Raw genomic sequence first — 25461 nt, forward strand, 5'->3', positions numbered from 1 at the left:
ATCATCATAAGTTTTGGGTGGTTTGGATACACACATAGGTGCATCCGTACAGCTCACGAAATAATATTTTGTGCGTAATTTAAAAAACTGAGTTGTGCGACAGCCCCGCACCCAACAGAATAAAAATTTGAATGCCATTATCAAATTGATGTTGTCCCCCTGAATGATCATGAAAATAAAATAGAGGTCAGGCACTTAGGCCAGACCCTACCAAAAATTACCTAACATCATCAACTATATGAAATTTTTTCACTTGCTGATCATCCTTTTTTCAACGATGACAGTATTCGCAAATAATCAAGAAGAAGCCACGCCTAAGCACGAACCTTTGTACGTGCAGTGGTCAGAAAAATACAGCCCACCATTTTATGAAGAAGGGGCTAAAGTCATCAATTATGTAGGCTGGGAACAGTCTTTCGAAGACCTGCAAAAAGAGATGAATGCCTTGCTCAATATCAGGCACCGCATCAACATGAACAAGATTTTCCTGATTGTAAAGGGAAGCGAAGAATTCATTCGCACCATAGAAGCGGGGATCAATACCGATCTGTTTGCACAGGTGATTTTACTGACCGACGACCCTGTCAAGGAAGAGTTGGCGCACACGGTGATGCCCCTTGAAACTTCCCGTGAGGATATTTTGGCCGAATGTGAACGGCACTACAATTGGGATGTGAAATTAAGTAACATCCGTGAGAAATATACCCGACCACAGGATGGGGCAGGCTTCAAAGGACTTAATGTTGGCTTGAACCAACAGTTTCAGACTTCGGTAACCAAAGAAGCTGGTCCTCGCTATTTCGGTAGTTATGAGTTTGGTTATTCGGAGCTTTATCCTTCAGGGTGGATGTGGATGTTGAGCTATGATGCACGCTTCAAACTCCCCAATATGGAGAAGATCATGCAGGAAGAGATGAAAGGACAGATGGATCCTTCGGACATGATGGGTGGAGGAAGAGTAACGATTACTCTGCAAAGGGAAATTCCTTTGGTGATACATAATCAAATCAATGTGAGTGTGCGTAAATACCTTCCCTGGAAGGAGAAACAAACCTATCTGCAAGGCGGATTGGCATTCCAAAGTTATATGGGTGGTATCATCGAGATGGATACTTCTTTCACCGTATCAGGCGGTATGGGCGGAGGAATGCCAAGCGGAGGGATGGGTGGAGGCGGTGGTTTCGGTCCTGGAGGCGGAGGCTTTGGTGGCGATATTGAGGGCGAAGGGATGTCTGGGAGCATAACCTCAATCGGGGAGACCTCCCTGTTGTTGGAGGCAGGTTGTACCTTTCCGTTTTTCGACGCTTCAAAGCTGGATGCTTATGTGAAATATCAAGTTCCGATTTCCCTATTCGATAAAAACCGTCAGCATTACTTCAATCAGTTTGTGGTTGGCTTCCGATACCGATTTGAATGGGTGCCGAAGAAGAAACAGACGGTGGATTATCTGCGGTTAAAACGGTGATTTGAATACGATATGATGAAAGTATAAATGGCAACTTATATCAGAACGAGACACATTAATCAAAAAAAACAGGCTTGCCAATAAGAGCAAGCCTGTTTGTTATCATCTAATTTCCAAGGTCTGTTACGCCACAACCACCTTTTCCTTAGCCCGCAACAAATAATAAGCCCCACAAGACAACACCACCTGCACTGCCAAAATAATCAGCATTGCATTTTGAAAGTCCCATGAGTAAAGGAACACAAAGATGGTTGGGGCTAAAGCGGTGGCGATCGCCAGGAAGCTACTGCCCAATCCACGACAGGTACCCACGCGGTCCACGCCGAAAAGCTCTGCCCAAAGGGCGGTACCGACCACGTTGCTGATGCTCAGCGAGCCTGCCAAGATGAACAGAAAAATCGGTAAGCTCCATTGATTGGGGATCAGGCTGATGATCGCTACGGCAACGGATAAAGGTAGCAGAGCAAAAGGCGCCAAGGTTCTTGCGGAGAACTTGTCCACCAGCGGACCTGATGAAAAAGAACCAACAATACGTCCCACGCCAAAGGTGGCAAACGCCAAGGCATACCATTCCAAAGACCAATTTCGAGCTTCCAAAACGAGGTTATGATTCAGCAAAAATCCCGCATTGAGGAATGCGGAGAAGGCGAAGATGGTCGCCATCAGCAGAAAGACGGGATTGCGGAACAGTTGCTTGATAAAGGTTTTATTGTCTGCCTTGGAGGCGGTATTCTGTACTTTGCAAAAGTCGGGAATGCGTCCCACCAACAAATAGGTGATCAGTGGGAAGGCAATTCCTTCAATCATGGCGATACCATACCAAAGGGTTTTCCAGTCACAGATTTTCAGTGCCCCAACGATGATTCCGGGGATCAGCATTTCGGCAAACGACAAGCCCAACATCGAGAAGGAAAGTGCCTTGCCTCGGTTCGGACCAAAATGTTTGCCCATAGCGGTCATACTGATAAAAGGCATCATCGCCTGACCACAAAAACGAAGCCCGAGGATACCAAACAATAGCATCCATGGGTTATGGACATTAGCCATCAGGATGCAGAACAACGCCCCGCCGAAGCCACTGAAATAGGCGAACTTGCGGATGTCATAGCGATCGACCATCGGCCCGACAAATGACAGCAGGAAGCCACTCACCAAAGCGGCGGCGGTATAGATATAGCTGACTCCTTTTTGGTCCATGCCCGAAAGTTCAATGAACTGGGGAACGAACATGCTGAGCAAGAAGGCTTGGCCCATCGCTGAAAAAAAGAACTGATTAGCCCCAAAGATCATCGCTCCTGGAGACTTGCGTAAAAGTTGTGCGTACGTTTGCTTCATATTTGATTTTATCTGCCACAAAATTAGGGCAATAAGTTGAATTGACCTAAGGATCGTTCAATAATTGGTAAACCAATTTTGGAGTATATGCACAAACATACTTTTACGCTTTCTCGGGTTCAGGCTTATTTATTGAGCGATCACGGGAAGGGGGGCTTGCGATAGCTGAGGTATTTATTTGCTTCCTTGCGCAAAGGGTTTAATTTTGAGCTTTTATCACGGACTCTACAGTATTTTTATGATGTCACCAACGCTCGTTTTTGTTATCCTTTTTGCCTATTTCCTGTTGCTGATCATGCTCTCTTATTTTACTGGCCGCAACAGTAACAGCGATGCTTTCTTTTCAGGAAACCATGCTTCGCCCTGGTATTTGGTGGCCTTCGGAATGGTGGGGGCTTCATTGAGTGGGGTAACTTTCATTTCAGTGCCGGGGCAGGTGAATGTGCAGGGCTTTGCCTATCTGCAATTTGTGTTGGGGAATTTTGTGGGCTATTGGCTCATTGCCGAAGTGCTGTTGCCTTTATATTATAAGAACAAAGTAACGAGTATTTACGAATTGATTGCCCAACGACTCGGGCGGGTCAGTCATCGTACGGCCTCGGTAGCTTTTGTGGTGTCGCAATTGATCGGCGCTTCCTTTCGGATGTTTCTGGCGGTGATGGTTCTTCAGATGGCCTTTTTTGATCCTGTGGGTATTCCATTTCCTGTCACGGTGGCAATCATGATCCTGATGATTTACGCCTATACTTTCCGTTCGGGTATCAAGACGATTGTCTGGACGGATACCCTGCAAACAGCCTGTATGCTGGTGGCGGTGTTCGTTACCCTGTTTTATATTAAGGCACATCTATCGATGAGTTTCGGGGAGTTGTGGGCAAATGCTTCGGGGCAGGGGTACACCAAGCTTTGGGACTGGCAATGGCAATCGGCGACCTTCTTTCCCAAACAGTTTTTCGCAGGAATTTTTATTACGATCGTGATGGTGGGCTTGGATCAAAACATGATGCAGAAGAATTTGACCTGTAAAGACCTGCCTTCCGCCCAAAAGAATATGCGCTGGTTCAGTATCAGCTTTTTGATTTCCTGTGCTTTTTTCCTGTTCACAGGCGCCTGTCTATATTTATACGCCATCGATGCAGGATTGCCCTTTCCTGAAAAGGGTGATCAGCTATTTCCGATGCTCGCTTTGCAATACATGCCCGTGGGCGTGAGCATTGCCTTTTTGTTGGGCATCATCGCCTCGGCCTATTCTTCGGCAGACTCTTCCCTGACTGCACTTACCACGAGCGTGTGTATCGACTGGTTCGATAAAAAACAACCCACCAAACGCTTCAGAACGGTGGTTCATGTCAGTCTATCTGTTTTAATGTGGTTGGTGATTGTGGTCTTTGATGCGGTACAAAACCAAAGTGTGGTGACGGCGGTATTCAAAGTGGCGGGATACACTTACGGCCCGCTGTTGGGTATGTTCTGCTTTGCATTTTTCTTTAAAGAAAGAAGTTTGCCTGCTTGGGCAACGCCTGTGGCCTCCATCTTGGCGCCTTTAATTTGCTGGGTAATTTCGACCAACAGTCAGCAGTGGTTTTGGGGCTATCAGTTTGGCTTTGAGTTGTTGATCTTGAATGGAGGATTGATGGTGGGCTTGTTGGCGTTGTTTAATCGTTTGGCAAGTATATCATCCACAGATTTCACAGATTAACACAGATTTTTTTTAAAGAGAGGTTGACTAATGAGACTGCCTTACGAAATATTATTTGCCTACTGTATGGGCTGACTCAATGTTATTAAATTAAGGATTTTAACCTGCCCCAGGTCTAAATTTGAAATGCTTGTAGAGGTGTTATTTTTAACGACTCACATCACAATTTGAATAATTCAAGCGGTAGTCTATAAAATCAGCACTACGTTAGACGTTAATAATAACGTCTCTACAGGGCCCTGCGCTGTACCCATGGATTTTGAAAATATAAAAACAAATCATTAATTCGATCAGGTTTATCGCCTTTCAAATGAATTGATTAATTTTACACTATGGAAAATATTGGATTCACTGCCTTGGCAGGCATTACTATAAAATATTACTCGGGGGACGTGCCTCCGCCGTTTTGTTGTCAGTACGAGTTGGCGATTGATCTTCAGGATCAGTTATTTACCCGCTACAAGATTGAGTATTTGTTCCGTGAGGAGCTGTCGGAGCAGGAAATAGTTGATGAAGGCTTTGCCCCTGATGATAACTTCAGCTGGAAAGGGAACTTGCCCGTTTTGTGGGAGGAGGAGTTCGAGGAGATTCTTTCGAAAACATCATGGATTCGCAAAAAGGTCAGCCGCAAGCCTGAAGATCCTGTGATTGAGGTTACCTTGCTCGATCTTGATGGGAACACTTTTGTGGGCTATCCTGGAGAGATGGATTTATGGTTGTATTTTATGGAAGAAGCGATTCAGGCCGTATATGAATTGGCAGGTCGTTCAAAGCCGCTGGAAATTCGCTATATGGACCTGACGGAGGAACAGCCACTGAAAGTAAGCATGGAAGTGAAGTTTGCCGTTCGTCAGTTTCTGATTACTAAAGAGCAAAAAGGGCTTGCACCCGTTGAAAAAGAATACCCTTGGGCGGAAGTGAAGAACTACCTCAAGGATATTTATGTGCCAGAGTACAACTGGGAAGCAGTGGTGCAGGGAAAACCCAAGCAAGGTGCCAAATACATTGATCCGGGTGAAGGCGTTTGGCTGAAATTCAATAGTGGAGTGGTGAATCCTAATGCGAAAATTGACGCTTTGGGCAGAATCAGTGCCATGATGGCAGATTTGTAAAAACCACACGATTATTTGCAGATCAACGGTCGGAGGCAGTATATGGCTGCCACGACTAAGCATCAACGGAGCGGCGTCTATCCTTGCTGATGATCAGTATTAGCGGATAAGTAGCCACTGAGGGGATTTGTTGGCATGCATTGATCTAATAATGGCACAAGGAATAGATTTCAGTGCGTTTTTTTAGGTCAAAACCTTCAGACTAACATATTCAGTATTGATATTTGTCAGGAGGTCTGAAAGTCGATCAATCATCAATGATTATTGATGTCTATATATTTGAGATTTGCCCTTGTGGCATAGCATTTGTTTAAATTCAATTGAATTTGGTACTGGAAAATATATATACCAAAAAGTCCCTGTGATTTCATTATCATGGATTGATTCAGAAGCGCCCTTAACACTATATCGCTACATTGTTAAGGGCGCCTTTTTTATCTGCTTAGCCAAAATCAATACCAATATGCCGACGGTGCAGCAGGAAGGTCAATTTTAGGATTCGTTAATAGAAATTGGCCAGTCTTTCGTGCAGCCATTCCATATATTCCTCTAAAATCTGTCGATTATCGTCGGCTAAATCTTCTTCCTGAAGGAGTTCTTCCGTGCGCTCAAGGGCTTTTTGAGCCGTTAAACGGGGTCTGCCTGTTTTATCGATAATGTCTTCGTCGGCCCATCTTTCCGTAATAAATTCCATTTGCTGGGCGCCAAGTTCAGGGCTCAGGCGTTCTTCATTTCTGAACAGAATTCTGCGGGCAAGCGTTCGGACAGTTTCATTGGGGTAAAGGCCCGCAATATCATACTTTTCATTCCAGTCTTTGGCTTGGTGAAAGGACAGGTTCATGTTTTTTACCTTGCTCTCCCAAAACCCCTGATAGATGCGATCATCCTCATCTACATTTTGTACTTCGGCATATCTGAAATCAATCTGAAATTGGCGAAGTTGCTCAAATGACTGAGGATTATTTTTTATCCACTGTATATTTTTTGACATCAGTGCTCTACGTTCCTCAGTAATATATTCGCTTTGTAATTTATCAAAAGGAAGGATAAATGGCGGCTCTCCAGCCTTGCCTCTCCACACGCAATTGAGTTCGTTAAGCGTCCCTTCCTGATCAGCAGCCTCCAAGTCTGTGCGGTCAAGCTGAAGGTACAGGTGTTGTTTCATGCCCGTAAATCCGAGGTAAAGCACGGGTGCCTGGTAGCCGTTCAGTCCGCCAAGTTTATTGTCCACCAGCAATCCCCACTGAATAGTCAGTTGTTCCCCAAGCTTTTTGGCTTCGAGGTATTTTTCGAGTCGGCTATTGTAATTGTTTTTATCGAAATAGCCCATGGCCCAGCTCCAGATGGTGGCATTCTGTTTCATTTTTCGTGCGAGTGCCAGTGTGGCCTCGACATCCACCATGGCGTCATGGGCATTGCCAGAAGCCAAAGCATTCAATTTTGAGATCAGCTCCAGCTTCATGCTCGGTTTGCCTTCCTCGGTAACGGGCCACTGAATGCCTTCAGGAGCAAATTGTCGGTAGATAATCGCTACGGGCAATAAATCCGCTCGGCTGCATTTGTTGCTGTACCCGTGGGTATAAGGGTCGAAGAGGTTGCGGTAAAATGCATGGCGAAGCATCAGGTCGTCAAAACCAATAGAATTGTAACCGATGGAGGTGGTTTCTGGGGTATTGATGAGCGCATGGATCACCTTCATGGCCTCATACTCATTGTACGTTCCTTGATGTAGCAACTCGGGGTTCACCTTGGTGGTGGTCAGCGCTTCAGGTGAAGGGATCACATCTGGGCGTATTTTGATGCGGAACTCGTGGCGTTCAATTTCCTCGAGCTGTTCATTGGTTCGAATGGCGCCAAATTGCAATACCTGATCGAAGGCATGATGAAGTCCTGAGGTTTCTAAATCGTAAAAAAGAAATGTACGCATAGGGTAATTCTATTATTGGTTTATCCACTGCGAAGGTCAGTATTTTTTTCAATTAAGGGAAGCCTTCGTGAACATTTTGTTGTTTTTAGCCCTGTTAAGACTATTTTAATTCAAGCCCTTGTTATATGCTATTATTGTAAATAAATAGGTCTTTTTATAGCCGATAATGTAAATAAAATTAAATAATCATGAAAATTCTTGGTATTTGGTTTTTGGTTTACCAAATTAGATTTATGATAAGCTGAACGAGTGAATAAGGTAGTGGCGTAGAAGGCTTCAGTTTTCATTAACCTATTTTTTAACAACTTCTTTATTTTTATGAGGAAATTATTTACTACCTGTGTATTTCTACTCATGGGATTCATGGCGGGTTCAGCCTTTGCACAATCATTCACGGTGAAAGGGATTGTAAAAGACGAAACAAGTTTTGCGCTGCCAGGTGTTTCGGTGCTGGTCAATGGTTCAACGATCGGGACAGTAACCGATTTTAATGGAGCCTACACCATCGAAGTTCCTGAGGGCATGGAGACCCTGACCTTCAGCTATGTCGGCTTTAAAACCCAACATCTCCAAATTCAGAATCGGTCTGAAATCAATCCTATTCTAAAAACAGACAATGTCATGCTCGACCAGATTGTGGTAACGGGTTATGGCGAGCAAAAAAAATCACACCTTACTGGGGCAATTGCCAAACTGGAGAACACCAATCTGGAGCAAATTCCTGTTCCTCGGGTAGATCAGGCGCTTTACGGAAAGCTGGCGGGGGTACAGATCCAAACCACCGACGGTGACGCAGGTGCTACGCCTTACATTCAGATTCGTGGTCAGGCGACTATCAATGCGGGTTCTGGTCCATTAATCGTGGTGGATGGCTTCCCTATTCCTGATGATCTTTCGGCGGTGGACATGAACGATGTGGCCTCTATTGAGGTGCTGAAAGATGCGGCATCAGCAGCTATTTATGGTTCACGTGGTGCCAATGGCGTGATTTTGATTACGACCAAAACGGGTAAAAAAGGGAAAATGAAGGTTTCCTTTACTTCAAACATGAGTGTGAAAACCCCTGCTTTGGGTTACGATCTTGACAACCCAAATTCATGGGCAGATTATGCACTCAACAAGCCAAATCTTTCAGAAACAGACAAAGAAAAGATCTTGTTCGCTCAGCAATTGGGCCACAATTACGATGCGATGGAAGAGATGACCCGCGCAGGTTTTTCGCAGAATTATCAGATCAATTTGAGTGGCGGTTCTGAAAATACCAGCTATTATATCTCGGGTCAGGCCATGGACGACGAAGGGGTGGTAGAAGGTAACAACTTCAGAAAATACTCTTTACGCGTAAAAGTCGATACCAAACTGAATGAGCGATTCAAAGTAGGGGTAAATATGAACGGTTCGTTGCAACAGCGCGACGTGATCGAGACGCGTATGCACGATGTCGGGCGTAGTGCTTCATGGATGCCAAGCTTCCACACACCAGAGACTTCCGCAATGACAGGCTACCCCGTAGGATCATGGACGATGGAAGAGCATTTCCGTCCGAGTGCCAACCCTATTTATGGCGATCAGGGTTACCCCGATATCCGAAATACCAGTAATGTGAATGGTTATGCCAAATTGGTAGGGCGCCCGAAAGATGAGCAAACCGTTCGGATGTATGTGAATGCTTATGCAGCCTATCAGATCACCGACGATTTGGAGTTCCGCTCCACTGGTGGCGTTTATTATACCAACTTCCAGCGAAATTATTTTCAGACTTCCTACGGCCATCGAAATGGTGCACCTGAGGCGCTATACCTCAATCAGAATACTTTCAACTTCCTGAATGAGAATATTCTGAACTACAAAAAGAAGATCGGTGACCACGAGATTTCTGCCATGGGTGGTTTTACAATCCAGACCAATAAGGTGAACAGCCTGGGAACGGGAGCCAATGGGTTTTTGAATGATAAAATTCAGTTACCTTCTGCGGCGACAAACACCTGGGTGGTTCAGGATGATACTTATGAAACACAGAACAATCTGGTTTCCACTTTGGCCCGTGTGAATTATGCTTTCCGCAACAAATATTTGCTTTCGGTAAGTTCTCGCTGGGATGGCAGCTCAAGATTTGGCGCCAACAACCGATGGGGGTATTTCCCTGCGGTGAGTGTGGGCTGGAGACTGATGGAAGAGCCATTCATGGCGCAGTTCCGTGAGGTGGTGAGTGAATTGAAATTGACTTCTTCTTACGGTGCAACAGGTAACAATGCCATCGGCGATTATTTGCACATTGGTAATATGGCCTCTGGAAACTATGTAACGGGTAGCGATAATGTGGTGCCAGGTTATGTGCTGAACAACAAGAGTAACCCAGATTTGGGCTGGGAGAGAACCTTTGAGTACAATGGTGGGGTGAACATTGGTTTGTTCGAAAACCGTGTGTATCTGGGCGTTCAATATTATTCATCAACAACAGACCAGTTGCTGCTGAACATGGATATTCCGTCGATGTCGGGTTTTGAAACCCTTTGGGTAAACCACGGAAAAGTACGCAACAGTGGGGTGGAAATTGAACTGACCACCCGTAACATTGTGAAGGATGATTTCTCCTGGGAAACCACCGCAACTCTTACCACCACTAAAAATGAGGTGTTGAATTTCGGTCAGCATGATTCCTTTCAGTCTACCACAGAATCTAAGCGTCCGAATCACTTCCTGACGCAGGTAGGTTCGCCAATCTCTCAATTCTATGGCTACCGAGTGAAGCGTGAACTTACTGATGAAGAGTTCGGCCTTTACTGGCCAATCGGTTTGCAGGCAAACAATGTGTATGCGCAGGACTTGAACGGTGACGGTGTGATTGATGAGAATGATATGGAAGTTTTGGGTAAAGCCAATCCAGATTTCGTTTGGGGATTGACCAACACGGTTCGATACAAGCAGTTCGATTTAAGTTTTACCTTCCAGGGATCGCATGGTGCATCGGTTTTCAATATTGATGACCACTATTTGCAAACCCACTGGGCAGGTACCAACGATAAAATCGGTTTGGATGATCCTGACGGTTTGACCGTGAGAAAAACAGAAACAGACTGGCACGTGCAGGATGCTTCCTATGTGGCTTTGCGTAACCTGAACTTTGGTTACACTTTCCCACTGCAAAGCGAGCATATCAGGAACCTTCGCGTATTCTTCGCAGGCAGCAACTTACTTTATCTGACTTCAAGCGAATATACAGGTCTTAACCCTGAAGGGATCAACGCCAACACAGAATCAGCTTATACACGAGGTTACCAGCGTGGTCCAATGCCATTGGCCAAAAGCTTCTCTTTGGGTGTAAAGCTTGATTTTTAAAGACCTATTTTTTGACCGTTTAAGATTAAGAACATGAAACTTAAAAATATTTTTTGTGGCCTTTTGGCTGCTTTCATGATGTCGGGACTGAGCAGTTGTTCAGATTTTCTGACGCTTACCCCACCAAGTTCAATTGGTGAAAACAACTTCTTTGAGAATACCGAAGAGGTGGAGTCTGCCGTGATCGGAGTGTATGATGGCTTGCAGGAACTGACCAATATCGCCTGGTCGATCGAGGGAATTGTGGACGACAATACTTTCCCAGGAACGGAAGGATTCTATGCAGAGATGAATGCCTTTACTTTTGACCCCTTTACTGGCTTTTTCTATGATTACTGGCGCATCTGTTATTCGACCATCAACCGCGCCAATATGGTTTTGGAGAATATAGAAGTGGTAGAGGAAGGAGCGAAACGTGATCAGCTGAAAGGTGAAGTGTTGTTCATCAGGGCCTATGTTTACCACCAAATGGTGCAGATTTATGGCAGCTCGCCACTGATCTTAAAGACGATCGGACATGCTGATTATGCCGAAATGGCCAATACACCCGAGGCTGATATTTATGCCCAGGTGATCGCCGACCTGAAAGAAGCCGCGACCTTGTTGCCTGATAGTTATTCGTCGGATGAGTTGGGCCGCGCAACAGCCTGGTCGGCCAAGGGGATTTTGGCAAAAGCCTATCTTTCTTCAGGTGATGACGTGTCAGCGAAAACCCTTTTGAAGGAAATCATGGACAGTGGTAATTTTAAATTGCAGGAGAACTACAAAGAGGTGTTTGAGGTGGAGATGAACAACGAAATCTTGTTCGCCGTTCGTTATGTGGCAAGTGACAACGAGCATCAGACTTTCTCCTATACCTTCAGCTCTAAAGGAGAGTTTGGTGGTGTGATGGCTACAACCGATATCCTGAATACCTACGAGGATGGTGATCTGCGGAAGGATGCCAGTGTTGGTGAAGACGGTGGTAAAATGGTTGTTGATAAATACAATTCTGTGGGCATCAGCAATGAGCAGTCTGGTGTGGACTGGGTGGCTTTGCGCTATGCTGATGTGATTTTGCTTTATGCGGAACTGTTGGCCAATGAAGGCATGAATACTGAAGCCGTTGATATTGTTAATCAGATTCGTACACGTGCTGGGCTTGCCCCAAAAACTTTCGCCACTCAGCAGGAACTGATCGATGGAATAGCCCTTGAACGTCGCCTTGAGCTTGCTTTTGAAGGACATCGCTGGTTCGACTTAAAACGATACGGTAATGCGATTGAAACCATTAAGGCGTATTTGGAAAGTGAAAATATTACTACGCCAATCAGCGATCACCACTTGTTATTCCCTATTCCTAACCGCGAGATTAACCTTGCAGATGGGAATTTAAGACAAAATGATGGCTATTAAACGACCCTATTGTTGAATAATGGATGTGAAAGAGGTGCTTCGGCACCTCTTTTTTTGTCATTGATTTTCAAGGTACCAGCTAAATTGCCGTCAACTCAAAATGCCTGCTGAGCAATCGAGCCAACGCAATATAGGACCTGATTAGTTTTCGCTCCCTTTCATTATCTGCTTCAATCTCTTCCTCTTTCATAAATAAGTATTCGGTGAATCCCTCACAAAAAACATACTGTTTGGAGCTGTATGGATAATCGGACATCGGTGGAATAAATGATAAGTCGATGTAGTTTGAGATGCGCAATTCACTACCATCCTTGAAAGAAACATAAACCATATCCTCATCATGGCCAACTTCTCCCTCGACCAAAGCTTTGTATTTGCCGATCAGCTTTTCAAATTTCTCTGCAGTATTGTATTTCCCAATTGCATAATCTGTATCATCCTCAAAATCTTTTCTTTTTACGATCCTTTTGGTGTCATAAAGGTCGAGGCCTCCTTCACCATTATAAACGGCCAAATATTTCGTTCCATCCTCAGCAGTGAGGTACTTTTTGTCAAGTGAGTAGTTCGCAGTCATATTGTGAATTCTTTTGTTTTCCACAAAGAAATGAGTGGTGAGTGCATTGTAAGTGCCTTTGGTGAAAAAGGAAATTTATGCCATAAAAAAAGGACGCTGCACGCAACGTCCTTTTGATGAAAATCTATCTTTCTTATTTCTTCTTTTTAGTCTTATCCTTCTGCAACTCATCCTTTACCCAGGTGCCCGAAGCAACCTCCTTACCTTTGGCATCGATGATTTTTCCTTCGCCATCGCGCAGGTCATTTTTCCAGCCTCCAATGTATTTTTCCCCTGAGCTAAAGTGATAAGTTCCTATTCCCGAACGTTTGCCATCTACATATTCTCCCTTGTAAATGTCGCCGTTGGCCCAATAATAGGTACCCTTTCCATTTCGCTTGTTATGCGCCCAATGCCCTTCGTAAAAGCCTTTCTTGTCGAAGATCGCGTAGCCATAGCCTTCTGCCTGATCATTGATGGTGTGGCCAATATATTTGACCTCCACGCCGTCCTGATTTTTGAAGGTCTTCATCAACACCGACTTATTGGCCTGGTGGAGGTTAAGCTCCAGCTTGGCAATTTTCCCCTCTGCCTCTTCCAGCAACTGCAGATGATGATTGTGCTTGATCAGTAGGCTGTCCCACTGCAATTCAAGGTGACTGATCATCTGTTTCTTTTTTAGGGTGTCTTTGGCTAAAATATTCTCCTTGCCCTGGTATTTTTTAAGGTGATTAGACAATCGGTCGCCAAGGGCTATATGGTCGTGCAGGTCATTGCTGAGCGCAATGGTCATGCTATCGACATAAGAAGAGAAGGTTGCAGGACGCAGGCTGTTGGCTTCTTGGTATCTTTCAAGTGCTTTTGAATATTCCCCACTGAGCATCAGACTGTCGGCATTTCTCTTTATCTCGTAGTATTCCAGCAATTGCACCTGCTTTGGATCCACTTCCTGCTCCTCTCTGTTAAGCAACAGAAAATTGGCAAGAATAGATATCCCGAGTGCAATAATTAAGAATAGTTGTATCAGCGGTAATTTCTTCATATTAGTATCCCAGGTTGATTTTTGGTAATAGGTCGCCAGATTTGCGGAAATCCATACCGATGAAAACATTGAATCTGAAAATGTGACTGGACTTGTATTCATAACCGCTCGACTTTTGCCCGAGGGTATACATGTGTCCAACGAAGAAGGTGACATTGTTATTTAATACATAACCAAGGCCATTGTAAGTTCGGAAATCTTCCATCGGATTCGCGCCAATGGATTCCCCACTGTGCATAAATATCTCTGCACTGGGAGAGAAATAGAGGGTTTTCTCCTTGATTTTCTTGGAGTTCAGCGGAATATAAGCAAAAAGCTTATAACGATATCGGTTGGTGTAATCGTGTTCTTCCCCTACATCATTCTTCCTTTTCCAGCGGTGTTCAAAACGAAACTGATGGTAGAACTTAAACCGTCCCATGGCTGGCATTTTTAATAGCCATTGGTGCCATATCCGTGGTTCATAAGTCACTTTTTCAAACTCTTCATTTCCTGTTTCAGGCGTGAAGTTCATCACGAGGGTCGGGCCTATTACGCCTTCGAAATACTCATTGAAGAAGATGTTCAGACCGAAACGGTTGTACATCTGACGTTTTCGGCCATAAAATGACCACACATCGTCGAGGTCGTTACGTACCCGCCAGTGGTGTTCGCCATAGTAGCCGAGCCTTTCCGAAAATTGAAACTTCAGGTAGGCACCAAACCAAAGGCCGGTTTCCTCCATAGTGGTAACGGAAGGCTGAGCGGCCGCTTTTTGTGCATGAACAAGTTGTGGGAGTAGGAGTAGGGTGAGTACGAGTGTTGCAATAAAATTCTTAAGCATATAGATGTTTGTTATCCCCAGACATGCAAAACAGGAGACTCAAGGTTGAGGTATGAGTTTCAGAGCCGAAAATTACGGCAAATAAAGCAGAAGACAACAAAATATCATTAAAATTTACGAATCGGGATATTCGCAATCGGAAGAAGGGGCGTTTTTGGGCATAAAAAAAGCCAATCCGAAGAGGATTGGCTTAATGTTTTATCTGAAGGATAAATTATCCGTTTACAGATTTCATGTGTTTGATCAACTCGATAACTTTGTTTGAGTAACCCCACTCGTTGTCATACCAAGATACAACTTTAACGAAAGTGTCAGTCAATGCGATACCAGCGTTAGCATCGAAGATAGAAGTACGAGCGTCAGTTTGGAAGTCAGTTGAAACAACTGCATCCTCAGTGTAACCCAATACACCTGCCATTTCGTTCTCAGAAGCAGATTTCATTGCAGCTTTGATATCTTCGTATGAAGCAGCTTTCTCCAAGTTTACAGTCAAATCAACTACAGAAACAGTAGGAGTTGGTACGCGGAAAGCCATACCAGTCAATTTACCGTTCAATTCTGGAATTACTTTACCTACCGCTTTAGCAGCACCTGTAGATGAAGGGATGATGTTTTGTCCAGCACCACGTCCACCTCTCCAGTCTTTCATAGAAGGACCGTCAACAGTTTTTTGAGTTGCAGTAGTTGCGTGTACAGTTGTCATCAAACCGTCTTTGATACCGAATTTGTCATTCAATACCTTAGCGATTGGAGCCAAACAGTTAGTAGTACAAGACGCGTTAGAAGCGAATACAGTACCTTTTTCGTATGAAGTGTGGTTAACGCCCATTACGAACATTGGAGTGTCGTCCTTAGAAGGAGCAGACATTACAACGAATTTCGCACCAGCATCAACGTGAGCTTGAGCAGATTCTTTAGTCAAGAAAATACCAGTAGACTCGATTACGTACTCAGCAGAGATCGCATCCCATTTCAAATCAGCAGGGTTACGCTCTGAAGAAACGCGGATTTCTTGGCCATCAACAACCAAGTTACCATCTTTAACTTCTACAGTACCAGCATAACGACCGTGAGTAGAGTCATACTTCAACATGTATGCGATGTAATCTACATCCAACAAGTCATTAATTCCTACTACTTCTACGTTTGCGTCAGCCATCGCTACGCGAAAAGCCAAACGACCGATACGGCCGAAACCGTTAATACCAACCTTGATTTTAGACATCACTAATTATATTTTTTGTGAATGGTTAACTTTGTTATGACACAAATGTAGGAGTTCCATTGAATTTTCAAACCGAATCATGTGGTTTATTTTTATGATCTGTATCACGTTTTGAATGATCGGTATAATAATCGGCTTATACGCGCTGTATCGGCATTTTTTGGGGAAATTGTGGTGCTGATTTTGCCAAGTTGGCAGTGGTGTTTTTTTCTGAAAAAAGGTACACGGCGCTTTTTTTGCCGCTAAAAAGGGTGAAAATACGGGTGTAAAAAAAAGTGGGATTTCTTCTAAACAACAACAGCCCGGCATGGTTGCCGAGCTGTGCGTGTTTTATGATAAAGGAGGGCTATTAAGAAACAAAAGTTTTTTTGTTCATAGCTTTAGCCTCACCTTTTACAACGATTTTTCCAGATTCAATATGTCGGATGTTGGTTTCAACAACGGCGATATGCACTCGGCCGATCACGCGTTTCACTTCCAACTCAATGCGGTATTGGTCTCCAGGATACATCGGTCCTTTGAACTCAATGTTTTGCCCAAGATACAAGGATCCCTCGCCTGGCCATTGCGTTCCCATCACTCTTGAAATGATGGAAAGACCAAAAACGCCATGAATTACTGTTCTGCCAAATTCTGATGTTTTTGCAAACTCAGGATCAATGTGTACAGGATTGGTATCCCCGGTAATCCTTGCAAATTCGTTCACTTCTTCCTGACTAATGGAAAAATCGTAATGGTATTGATCTCCTACTTTTAAAATCATGATCTAAAATAATGATGTATTTACTCAGCGCAAATGTAAATAAATTATTCGTTAGGTGAATGGTTTTCGATAATTTGTCCGTCCACCATGGTCAATTTACGGTCGGTCATATCTGCCAGCTCGGGGTTGTGAGTTACGATCACGAAGGTCAGGTCGAGCTCATCACGCAATTCAAAGAAAAGTGCGTGCAAGTTCTGAGCGCCAATGCTGTCGAGGTTACCCGAAGGTTCGTCAGCAAAAATAATGTCCGGCTTGTTGATCAGTGCCCTGGCCACTGCCACACGCTGTTGCTCACCCCCAGAAAGTTCTCCCGGCTTATGGTTCATTCGGTGTCCAAGCCCAAGACGATCGAGCAGGTGCTGTGCTTCAAGTTCTGCGGTTTCTTTATCAGTACCAGCAAGAAAAGCGGGTAAACAGACATTCTCTATGGCAGAAAACTCCGGCAACAGGTTATGGAACTGAAAGATAAATCCAATCTTCTGGTTTCTAAACCGTGCAAGCCCATCTTTGTTCAGCTGGCCAATTTCCTGATTGGCAATGTACACTTCACCGGAGTCGGCATGGTCGAGGGTTCCGATAATTTGCAGCAGGGTGCTTTTTCCTGCGCCCGATGCACCTACTATAGAAACGATCTCTCCTTTTTTTACCAGCAGGTCCACCCCTTTGAGTACCTCAAGGTGGCCGTATTTTCGGTGAATATTTTTAGCTTTTAACATTTGCCTTAGTGCCTGTTTTATCGTGATAATTACTCACTTGTGGTTCAGAAGCTACAAACATATAAAAAATTCAAGCTTTATCCTGTTTCCTTGCGGGGCAAATCTTTGGTAATTTTCCTCAATTAACTTACTTTAGTTGAAAGACAAGCAAATAATAACCCAACAACCATGAATATTCACGAATATCAAGCAAAAGACATATTAAAAAGCTACGGCGTGGTGGTTCCTGCACAGAAATTGGCAGAAACTCCCGAGGTGGCTGTCAATGCAGCACGTCAATTATTTGAAGAAACAAAAACGGCTGTATTTGTTTTAAAAGCGCAGATTCACGCCGGTGGCCGTGGAAAAGGCGGCGGGGTGAAAATCGCCAAAAATGTGGAAGAGGTGTATCAGTTAGCGGACCAGATCATCGGGATGCAGTTGGTGACTCCCCAAACAGGCCCTGAAGGGAAAAAGGTCAACAAGATCATCGTTTCAGAGGATGTTTACTACCCTGGCGCATCGGAGCCTTCAGAAATTTACCTGAGTGTACTGCTGGATCGTGCCAAAGGCTGTGACGTTATCATGGCATCTACCGAAGGTGGTGTGGACATTGAAGAAGTAGCGGAACAAACGCCGGAAAAAATCATTAAAGAGTGGGTTGATCCTAAGGTGGGTTTACAGGCTTATCAGGCAAGAAAAGTGGCTTTCGCTTTAGGCTTGGAAGGTTTGGCACTGAAGAATATGATCAAGTTCATTACCAACATTTATAAGGCTTACCGTGGAATCGATGCTTCACAGGTGGAAATTAACCCGGTATTGAAGGCCTCGGATGATGCAATTATTGCGGTGGATGCTAAGATCAACCTGGACGATAACGCTTTGTACCGTCATAAAGATTTTATTGCTTTGCGTGATGAGTCGGAGGAAGATCCTTTGGAAGTGGAAGCTTCAAAATCGGGCTTGAACTACGTGAAGCTGGATGGTAATGTAGGCTGTATGGTGAACGGTGCCGGTTTGGCAATGGCCACCATGGACATGATTAAGCTTTCAGGTGGTGAGCCTGCAAACTTCCTTGATGTTGGGGGTGGGGCAAATGCACAAACAGTAGAAGCTGGTTTCCGCATTATCCTTCAGGACCCGAACGTTAAAGCGATTTTGATCAATATTTTTGGTGGTATCGTACGTTGTGACCGTGTAGCAAGTGGTGTGGTGGAAGCTTACAAAAATATCGGCCAAATTGATATTCCGATTATTGTTCGTCTTCAGGGAACAAATGCTGAAGAAGGAGCGAAGATTATCGAGGAGTCCGGTTTGCGTGTGGTTTCTGCTATTTTACTGAAAGATGCAGCAGATTGCGTTAAAGAGGCATTGGTATAATCGACCATTATAATTACAATAAAAGGCTGATACTTGAAGTTATCAGCCTTTTTTTTATGCTTTTTTTCTATCAGCGGAAAAGAGAATGTTCTGGTTTAAACACGCTTTTAAGAAAGCTCATTAATCACCTCGATCAATGTGCCTGTGCCTTCCGATACTTCCTGCCAGTGATCCACCTCAAGGCTTATTTTTATCACACCTGCCGGCTGAAGAAAGGGCATTTCTTTGTTGGTCAGGACTTCTGCAAGATGCGGCAGCCCAGGGTAATGTGCCACAACGGCTAATGTATTGACTTCCTCAGGGGCACTGCAAATACTTTGCAACAAGACCCGTGGCGAGGCATTATACAACTCTTCGCTATATTCAATTTTATTCATTGGCCAATCGAACTGTTCCGCGATCAGCTTGGCGGTCATCTCAGTTCTAAAAGCAGTGGACACCATCAGGTGGTCAAAAACACAGTTTTGCTGTTTGAGGTGTTCCCCAAGCTTGGCGGCTGAACGAATGCCATGTTGTGTGAGCGTTCTTTTGATGTCCGGCTCATGATAATGAGCTTCCTGTGCTTCTGCATGTCTGATCAGCAGTAAAGTCTTGGTCGTGTTCTGCATATAGTAATAAATAAAGCAATCTGTTCAATGAAGGAATACGCCCATTCCTCTTTCTTTAAGATAGCGGATTCCTAATGCGAAATAATCTAAATTTTTGATTATTTAAAGTGGATTTAGGAATAGATTTCTACCTGAGGCCGTTATTTTTTTTCAAACAGGAAGAATGTTGGGATGTTTTGCGTTTTCAAATAGTTGATAATCAATAGGTTCTAATTAAAGGTTTATAGGTTGTTTTAGCTTAAAAATGGACGTAATTATTTATTTTTTTTAGGCAGAGGGATAATTTTCTCTTGTATTTATTTGAAAAACCGACAAATTTAAACCTATGTTTGTAGATATGCACCAGTCAAATGAGTACTTCAATGTTGAATTTGTTCAATAATTAGTGCATATTCTATTTTTGTTTTTAGGGTGCCTTATAGAAATGGGCATCGGAATATAACCTGTGCTGTAACGATGCAGAAAAATTTGGTAATAGTGGAGTCCCCTGCCAAGGCCAAGACCATTGAAGGCTATTTGGGAGAGGACTATAAAGTTGTTTCGAGCTTTGGGCACGTTCGGGATTTGCCCAAGGGGAACAATGCCATTGATATAGAGAATGGTTTTAAGCCGACCTATGAAGTAAGTGCTGACAAGAAGGAGGTTATTCGTGACCTGAAAAAATTAGCCAAGGATGCCGAATTGGTCTATCTCGCATCCGATGATGACCGTGAGGGAGAGGCGATTTCATGGCACTTGAAAGAAACCTTAAAATTGGAAGATGAGCGTACCAAACGGATTGTCTTTCATGAAATTACCAAAAATGCGATTGTCAAGGCGATTAACAATCCACGGACCATCGATGAAAACCTGGTGAATGCACAACAGGCACGAAGGGTCCTTGACCGCTTGGTGGGTTTTGAGCTTTCGCCAGTTTTATGGAAAAAAATTAAGGCCGGCCTGTCGGCGGGTCGTGTGCAGTCCGTAGCAGTACGTATTGTCGTGGAGCGCGAACGCACGATTGATGCGCATCAGGTGAGTTCATTTTTTAAGATCAAAGCACGTTTCGATCTCCCTGAAGGCCGTTATCTGCATGCAGAATTGCCTGCAAGGTTCAAGACCGAGGAGGAAGCCAACGCTTTCCTTACCGACTGTCAGCAAGCGACTTTCAAGATCAACAGCCTGACCAAAAAGCCAAGTAAGAAATCTCCGGCACCACCGTTCACGACTTCTACCCTTCAGCAGGAAGCATCGCGGAAGTTGGGCTTCTCGGTAGCACAAACCATGGCGGTAGCACAGCGTTTGTATGAAGCCGGTAAGATTACTTATATGCGTACCGATTCCCTGAATTTATCTGATGATGCTTTGGCTGCTGCGGCAAAAGAAGTGACTCAGGCCTATGGAGAGGAATACGCACATACGAGAAAATACACCACGAAATCTGCTTCGGCACAGGAGGCTCACGAGGCCATCCGTCCGACAAATTTCGCTGAGCATAAAATCACCACCGGAGAGCGTAACGAGCAACGCCTTTACGAATTGATCTGGAAACGTGCCATTGCATCGCAGATGTCACAAGCCGAGATTGAAAAGACGACCGCTAAAATTGGGGTTTCTACCCGCAGCGAGGAGCTTTCGGCAACAGGGCAGGTGGTTACTTTTGAAGGTTTCTTAAAGGTTTACATCGAATCTTCGGACGATGAGGATCAAAATGAAGAATCCAAAGATATGTTGCCGCCATTGTCTGAGGGGCAGGAATTGGCCTTCAATGAAATGATTGCACGTCAGGGGTTCACACGTCCGCCGGCAAGATTTACAGAGGCCAGTCTGGTGAAAGAACTGGAGGAAAAAGGCATCGGTCGTCCTTCTACTTATGCACCGACGATCTCTACGGTACAGCGCCGAAATTATGTGGTGAAAGAGCCACGCGACGGGGTGGAACGCCCTTACCGTGAATTGATTTTGGGCTCGGATTTGCAACTGACGGCTTTGGATAAAACCGAAACGACAGGCGCAGAGAAGAACAAGCTATACCCAACAGATATTGGGATGGTGGTAAATGATTTCTTGGTCGAATATTTCCCGAATGTGGTCGATTTCTCCTTCACCGCAAAAGTGGAAAAGGAATTTGATGAAATTGCTCACGGACAGCAAAACTGGGACGAGATGATCGGCAGTTTTTACAGCGGTTTCCATACCAAAGTAGAACAGGCAGAATTGATTGACCGTCGTGAAATTAGCTCTGCCCGGGAATTGGGGAATGATCCTAAAACCGGAAAGCCTGTGATTGCACGATTGGGCCGATTTGGTCCATTGGTACAACTCGGAGAAACTTCCGAAGAGGAAGGTGCAGAAAAGCCACAGTTTGCCAGCTTGCGCAAGGGGCAGTATCTGGAGAAAATTACTTTGGAGGAGGCTTTGGAGCTCTTCAAATTGCCACGTGATGTGGGGATGTATGAAGATAAAAAAGTGGTGGCGGCCATTGGTCGCTTCGGGCCATACCTTCGCCATGATGGAAAATTTGTCTCTTTGGGTAAAGAGTATGATCCGCTTTCAGTGGAAATTGATACCGCCATTGAGCTGATTGAAGCCAAGCGTCAGGCAGATCGTGAGAAGTTTATCAAGGCTTTTGATGAAGATCCTGAGGTGCAGGTGCTGAAAGGCCGCTGGGGGCCATACATCAAGTTTGGGAAGAAAAATGTAAAGATTCCGAAAGAGCTTAAAGAAACGCCTCTTGAAATTACCTGGGAACAGGCCGTAGAGTGGGAAGCAGCGACACCGGAAAAAGGCAAAAAAGGGGCGGCAAAGAAAACCACCGCAGCGAAAAAGCCAGCGGCGAAGAAAGCCACTGCCAAAAAGCCTGCAGCCAAGAAAACGGCAGCAAAGAAACCCGCGGCGAAGAAAACGACCACCGCAAAAAAAACAACCACCCGTAAAAAAGCCACTCCAGTAGTGGAAAAAGAGGCGGAAGCCTAATAGGCAAAACATAAAAATCCCCGCAACGGAAGCGCTGCGGGGATTTTTTTATTCATATTTTTTGGGAACATAGGTCAGCTCTGAAATCGGCATCCGGATATAGCCTTTGCTTTTATCGATTTCCGGCAGGACAATTTCCTCATCAGGAATGTCCTCATAATCTATCTGATCAAGCAAGTGGGCAATACAGTTCAGCCGTGCCGCTTTTTTGTTATCGGCCTTTACCACATTCCAGGGGCTCTGCTTGGTGTCTGTATAGGAGAACATCTGATCTTTGGCCTGCGAATATTCCATCCATTTTTCCCTGGATTTAATATCCATCGGGGAGAATTTCCATCGCTTCATGGGCGTTGCAAGCCTTTCCTTGAAGCGCTTCTCCTGCTCGTCATCACTTACAGAGAACCAGTATTTAACAAGGATCAGCCCCGAGCGGATCAGCATACGTTCAAATTCCGGACAGCTGCGCAAAAATTCTTCATATTGCTCCTGACTGCAATAGCCCATCACATGTTCTACCCCTGCGCGGTTGTACCAGCTTCTGTCAAAAAGGACAATCTCTCCGGCAGCGGGTAAATGGTGAACATAACGCTGGAAGTACCATTGCGTTTTCTCTTTTTCAGTAGGAATACCCAGCGCAACCACTTTGCAAATTCTCGGGCTCAGGTTTTCACGGATACGCTTGATGGCTCCACCTTTTCCGGCGGCATCTCTTCCTTCAAATAAAACACAAACGCGTAAGCCCTTTTTCTTGACCCATTTTTGCAGTTTTACCAGTTCAAGCTGAAGGCGCTCCAGCTCTTTTTCATAAATTTTTTTGTTGACCTTAATCGGTTGCTGTTGGTTCTCCATACTCCTATTTGGCTTTGATTATACTTAAATAATACAACTAAGAAGTTGGTGATTTTGTGGTGAAATACCATGTTTTAATCAAAAAAAAACCGACAATTGCCGGCTTTTTATAAATATCTTGATTTTTGGGGTACTTTATTTTTTAGCGTGCGATTTATCAGGAAGAATCAGGTTCAGTACTACCCCAACCAAAGAGGCCAAGCCAATACCTGAAAGAGAAAATTCACCGAACTGAAATACTGCACCACCAATACCGATGGTCAGGATGACCGCTGCAATCGCCTGATTACGAGGCTGTGCGAAATGATCCTTGTTTTGTACCAGCGCACCAATACCTACCGAGGCAATGGTTCCGAAAAGCAATAACATGATCCCCCCTAAAACGGCCTGAGGAATCGTTCTCAAAAAACCACTCACTTTACCAATGACCGAGAAACAGATCGCTGTAATGGCGGAAATTCGAAGGATCGTCGGGTTGGTTACACCTGTAAGGGAAATTGCACCTGTAACTTCAGAATAGGTGGTGTTTGGAGGCCCTCCCAAGAAGCCCGCAAAGGCTGTGGCAATACCATCGCCTAATAACGTACGGTGTAAGCCAGGCTCTTTAACGAAGTCTTTTTTCGCTACAGTACTGATGGCGTACATATCTCCGATATGCTCAATCATAGGAGCAAAAGCGACCGGCAGCATGAACAATACCGCATTCCAGTTAAATTCAGGATGGATGAATTTAGGCAAAGCAAACCAGTCCGCATTAATAATTGGGCTGAAGTCAATAATTTTGTCACCAAAGTGAACATAAAGTCCAGAGAGGTCAAGGGCTACTGAAAGGCAATACCCGATAACAAGTGCACCAAAAATCGGCACCAATTTCATAAACCCTTTACCATAAATGTTAATCACCATGGCGGTCAATAAAACGACAATGGCGACAAACCAATTGGTTTTGGCCATATCAACGGCCACATGTGCCAGCGACAATCCAATCACCATAATTACTGGCCCAACAACCGCAGGGGGAAACAAGCGCTCCACATCTTTTAAGCCACGAAGCTTTATTAAACCCGATGCTACGGCATACACGCCACCTACTGCAATTAGGCCGGAGAAGGTAGATTCCAGTCCGTAGAGTTTGGTACAGGCAATAATTGGTGCAATAAACGCAAAGCTACTGCCCAGGAATACAGGTACTTTTCCTTTGGTGATAAGGTGAAAGATAAGCGTTCCGACGCCGGCAGTAAATAGGGCAACAGCGGGATCAATGCCCACCAATAGCGGTACCAAAACTGTTGCGCCAAAGGCGACAAACAGGAATTGAACACCTAAGACGACTTGCTGTCCTGAAGATTGTTTCATTTCGATAGATAGATTAAAATTTGCGAAATTTAGGACAAAAATCTGATGATTGCGATGACAATTGTTAGTTTAATGCCTTGATCCACACAATATTTTGCTTCAATTTTCATTCATTGTTCAAAGGATTAAATATTTTATTCGATAGATTAAATATAGTACATGGGCTGATATATTATATCGATTCAATTATATTTGATCATAGCATTAGACTTACGCTTTTATGAAACAGATAAAAACAATCATATTTGATTTTGGTGCAGTTTTGCTCGATATTAGCCTTCAGCGTGCCATTGAGGCCTTCTCACAATTATCGGGGAAGCCAGTGGCAGTCCTTTCTGAAAGTATTTATGAGACAGACCTGTTCAATGCCCATGAGAAGGGACAGCTGAGCAATACCGATTTTTTAAACCGGCTCAGTGCGCAACTCGGCGTGGAGGTTCCACATCAGGTATTGATCGATCACTGGAATAAAGTACTGGTGGATTTACCCAAAGAGCGGCTTGAAATGGTACAGTCACTGCGCGAAAATTACCGGGTTTTACTGCTGAGCAACACCAACGCAATTCATGTTGCGCAATTCGATGGGATGGTTAATCAGCATGGTTTTGAAGGCGGGATGCACGCGATGTTCGACAAAGTGTACTATTCAAATGAGATAGGGATGCGTAAGCCTGATCCGGCAATTTTTGAATACGTGGTTGAGCAGGAAAACATTGACCTGAGCGAGATGTTGTTTGTGGACGACAATGAGGCCAATTGTAAAACCTGCCGCGCCCTTGGCTGGCAAGTGGAGCAAATGAAACCCAATTCTGGTGATTTCTCCTTTTTTGCCGACTACGGTATTCAGTATTAATGGTCAACCGTAATGCGATAATCACATCGCACCTCACGGTGAGCACCATCATAAGCCCTCTTTTTTGAAGAAACAGCGGGCTTTTTA

At 44.4% G+C, this 25461-nt stretch carries 19 protein-coding genes; 8 read left to right on the forward strand and 11 right to left on the reverse strand.

Features of this window, described 5'->3' with window-relative positions:
* The first annotated feature begins 277 nt into the window (after positions 1-277).
* The gene (locus tag AABK40_RS04340; RefSeq protein ID WP_338397730.1) at positions 278-1465 is read left to right on the forward strand and encodes a hypothetical protein; all 1188 of its coding nucleotides are present in this window, start codon (positions 278-280) and stop codon (positions 1463-1465) included.
* Positions 1466-1588: 123 nt separating this feature from the next.
* On the opposite strand, the gene AABK40_RS04345 is transcribed toward AABK40_RS04340, so the two are convergent.
* Positions 1589-2800: an MFS transporter gene (locus AABK40_RS04345; protein ID WP_338397731.1), complete on the reverse strand. Its 1212-nt coding sequence runs from the start codon at positions 2798-2800 to the stop codon at positions 1589-1591.
* A 238-nt stretch (positions 2801-3038) separates the two neighbouring features.
* Between AABK40_RS04345 and AABK40_RS04350 the strand changes: the two genes are divergently transcribed.
* Positions 3039-4499, forward strand: a complete 1461-nt coding sequence (locus tag AABK40_RS04350) for a sodium:solute symporter (RefSeq protein WP_338397732.1) — start codon at positions 3039-3041, stop codon at positions 4497-4499.
* A gap of 332 nt (positions 4500-4831) precedes the next feature.
* Complete coding sequence (locus tag AABK40_RS04355; RefSeq protein WP_338397733.1) at positions 4832-5611, forward strand: hypothetical protein; 780 nt, start codon at positions 4832-4834, stop codon at positions 5609-5611.
* A gap of 502 nt (positions 5612-6113) precedes the next feature.
* On the opposite strand, the gene AABK40_RS04360 is transcribed toward AABK40_RS04355, so the two are convergent.
* Complete coding sequence (locus tag AABK40_RS04360; RefSeq protein WP_338397734.1) at positions 6114-7538, reverse strand: exonuclease domain-containing protein; 1425 nt, start codon at positions 7536-7538, stop codon at positions 6114-6116.
* 318 nt (positions 7539-7856) lie between these two features.
* On the opposite strand from AABK40_RS04360, the gene AABK40_RS04365 reads away from it, so the two are divergent.
* Both AABK40_RS04365 and AABK40_RS04370 read left to right on the forward strand, forming a co-directional pair.
* Positions 7857-10877, forward strand: a complete 3021-nt coding sequence (locus tag AABK40_RS04365) for a SusC/RagA family TonB-linked outer membrane protein (RefSeq protein ID WP_332922604.1) — start codon at positions 7857-7859, stop codon at positions 10875-10877.
* 33 nt (positions 10878-10910) lie between these two features.
* Positions 10911-12272 carry a RagB/SusD family nutrient uptake outer membrane protein gene (locus AABK40_RS04370; protein ID WP_338397735.1) on the forward strand — a complete coding sequence of 454 codons (1362 nt, stop codon included), beginning with the start codon at positions 10911-10913 and terminating at the stop codon, positions 12270-12272.
* 79 nt (positions 12273-12351) lie between these two features.
* Here the strand turns inward: AABK40_RS04370 and AABK40_RS04375 are convergent, their stop codons facing one another.
* The 6 genes from AABK40_RS04375 to AABK40_RS04400 form a co-directional block, all read right to left on the reverse strand.
* Entirely contained in the window at positions 12352-12846 is a 495-nt protein-coding gene (locus tag AABK40_RS04375) for a hypothetical protein (RefSeq protein ID WP_332922602.1), read from the reverse strand.
* A gap of 133 nt (positions 12847-12979) precedes the next feature.
* Positions 12980-13867 carry an MORN repeat-containing protein gene (locus tag AABK40_RS04380; RefSeq protein ID WP_332922601.1) on the reverse strand — a complete coding sequence of 296 codons (888 nt, stop codon included), beginning with the start codon at positions 13865-13867 and terminating at the stop codon, positions 12980-12982.
* Position 13868: 1 nt separating this feature from the next.
* Positions 13869-14690, reverse strand: coding sequence for a DUF2490 domain-containing protein (locus AABK40_RS04385; protein ID WP_338397736.1), 822 nt, complete (start codon positions 14688-14690; stop codon positions 13869-13871).
* A 214-nt stretch (positions 14691-14904) separates the two neighbouring features.
* Positions 14905-15915 (reverse strand): type I glyceraldehyde-3-phosphate dehydrogenase, encoded by a 1011-nt coding sequence (gene gap, locus AABK40_RS04390; RefSeq protein ID WP_332922599.1) that lies wholly within the window; start codon positions 15913-15915, stop codon positions 14905-14907.
* Positions 15916-16264: 349 nt separating this feature from the next.
* The gene (locus tag AABK40_RS04395; protein WP_332922598.1) at positions 16265-16678 is read right to left on the reverse strand and encodes a MaoC family dehydratase; all 414 of its coding nucleotides are present in this window, start codon (positions 16676-16678) and stop codon (positions 16265-16267) included.
* Positions 16679-16722: 44 nt separating this feature from the next.
* A complete protein-coding gene (locus AABK40_RS04400; protein WP_332922597.1) occupies positions 16723-17394 on the reverse strand; it encodes an ABC transporter ATP-binding protein in 672 nt (223 codons plus the stop codon).
* Between the two features lie 168 nt (positions 17395-17562).
* On the opposite strand from AABK40_RS04400, the gene sucC reads away from it, so the two are divergent.
* Complete coding sequence (gene sucC / locus AABK40_RS04405; RefSeq protein ID WP_332922596.1) at positions 17563-18753, forward strand: ADP-forming succinate--CoA ligase subunit beta; 1191 nt, start codon at positions 17563-17565, stop codon at positions 18751-18753.
* Positions 18754-18860: 107 nt separating this feature from the next.
* Here sucC and AABK40_RS04410 read toward each other — a convergent pair whose 3' ends face one another.
* Positions 18861-19361, reverse strand: a complete 501-nt coding sequence (locus AABK40_RS04410; RefSeq protein WP_332922595.1) for a SixA phosphatase family protein — start codon at positions 19359-19361, stop codon at positions 18861-18863.
* Between the two features lie 456 nt (positions 19362-19817).
* Between AABK40_RS04410 and topA the strand changes: the two genes are divergently transcribed.
* Complete coding sequence (gene topA / locus AABK40_RS04415) at positions 19818-22316, forward strand: type I DNA topoisomerase (RefSeq protein WP_332922594.1); 2499 nt, start codon at positions 19818-19820, stop codon at positions 22314-22316.
* 48 nt (positions 22317-22364) lie between these two features.
* Here the strand turns inward: topA and ppk2 are convergent, their stop codons facing one another.
* Together ppk2 and AABK40_RS04425 are read right to left on the reverse strand one after the other, a co-directional pair.
* Positions 22365-23165, reverse strand: coding sequence for a polyphosphate kinase 2 (gene ppk2, locus AABK40_RS04420; RefSeq protein ID WP_332922593.1), 801 nt, complete (start codon positions 23163-23165; stop codon positions 22365-22367).
* A gap of 135 nt (positions 23166-23300) precedes the next feature.
* A complete protein-coding gene (locus tag AABK40_RS04425; RefSeq protein ID WP_338397737.1) occupies positions 23301-24521 on the reverse strand; it encodes a uracil-xanthine permease family protein in 1221 nt (406 codons plus the stop codon).
* 220 nt (positions 24522-24741) lie between these two features.
* On the opposite strand from AABK40_RS04425, the gene AABK40_RS04430 reads away from it, so the two are divergent.
* Positions 24742-25374 (forward strand): HAD family hydrolase, encoded by a 633-nt coding sequence (locus tag AABK40_RS04430; protein ID WP_338397738.1) that lies wholly within the window; start codon positions 24742-24744, stop codon positions 25372-25374.
* Positions 25375-25461 lie beyond the last annotated feature (87 nt).

Source organism: Persicobacter psychrovividus (assembly GCF_036492425.1).
Taxonomy (GTDB): domain Bacteria; phylum Bacteroidota; class Bacteroidia; order Cytophagales; family Cyclobacteriaceae; genus Persicobacter; species Persicobacter psychrovividus.

Coding starts and splice junctions, on each gene's coding strand:
- AABK40_RS04340 (WP_338397730.1), top strand. CDS start 278: ATGACAGTATTCGCAAATAATCAAGAAGAAGCCACGCCTAAGCACGAA.
- AABK40_RS04345 (WP_338397731.1), bottom strand. CDS start 2,800: ATGAAGCAAACGTACGCACAACTTTTACGCAAGTCTCCAGGAGCGATG.
- AABK40_RS04350 (WP_338397732.1), top strand. CDS start 3,039: ATGATGTCACCAACGCTCGTTTTTGTTATCCTTTTTGCCTATTTCCTG.
- AABK40_RS04355 (WP_338397733.1), top strand. CDS start 4,832: ATGGAAAATATTGGATTCACTGCCTTGGCAGGCATTACTATAAAATAT.
- AABK40_RS04360 (WP_338397734.1), bottom strand. CDS start 7,538: ATGCGTACATTTCTTTTTTACGATTTAGAAACCTCAGGACTTCATCAT.
- AABK40_RS04365 (WP_332922604.1), top strand. CDS start 7,857: ATGAGGAAATTATTTACTACCTGTGTATTTCTACTCATGGGATTCATG.
- AABK40_RS04370 (WP_338397735.1), top strand. CDS start 10,911: ATGAAACTTAAAAATATTTTTTGTGGCCTTTTGGCTGCTTTCATGATG.
- AABK40_RS04375 (WP_332922602.1), bottom strand. CDS start 12,846: ATGACTGCGAACTACTCACTTGACAAAAAGTACCTCACTGCTGAGGAT.
- AABK40_RS04380 (WP_332922601.1), bottom strand. CDS start 13,867: ATGAAGAAATTACCGCTGATACAACTATTCTTAATTATTGCACTCGGG.
- AABK40_RS04385 (WP_338397736.1), bottom strand. CDS start 14,690: ATGCTTAAGAATTTTATTGCAACACTCGTACTCACCCTACTCCTACTC.
- gap (WP_332922599.1), bottom strand. CDS start 15,915: ATGTCTAAAATCAAGGTTGGTATTAACGGTTTCGGCCGTATCGGTCGT.
- AABK40_RS04395 (WP_332922598.1), bottom strand. CDS start 16,678: ATGATTTTAAAAGTAGGAGATCAATACCATTACGATTTTTCCATTAGT.
- AABK40_RS04400 (WP_332922597.1), bottom strand. CDS start 17,394: ATGTTAAAAGCTAAAAATATTCACCGAAAATACGGCCACCTTGAGGTA.
- sucC (WP_332922596.1), top strand. CDS start 17,563: ATGAATATTCACGAATATCAAGCAAAAGACATATTAAAAAGCTACGGC.
- AABK40_RS04410 (WP_332922595.1), bottom strand. CDS start 19,361: ATGCAGAACACGACCAAGACTTTACTGCTGATCAGACATGCAGAAGCA.
- topA (WP_332922594.1), top strand. CDS start 19,818: ATGCAGAAAAATTTGGTAATAGTGGAGTCCCCTGCCAAGGCCAAGACC.
- ppk2 (WP_332922593.1), bottom strand. CDS start 23,165: ATGGAGAACCAACAGCAACCGATTAAGGTCAACAAAAAAATTTATGAA.
- AABK40_RS04425 (WP_338397737.1), bottom strand. CDS start 24,521: ATGAAACAATCTTCAGGACAGCAAGTCGTCTTAGGTGTTCAATTCCTG.
- AABK40_RS04430 (WP_338397738.1), top strand. CDS start 24,742: ATGAAACAGATAAAAACAATCATATTTGATTTTGGTGCAGTTTTGCTC.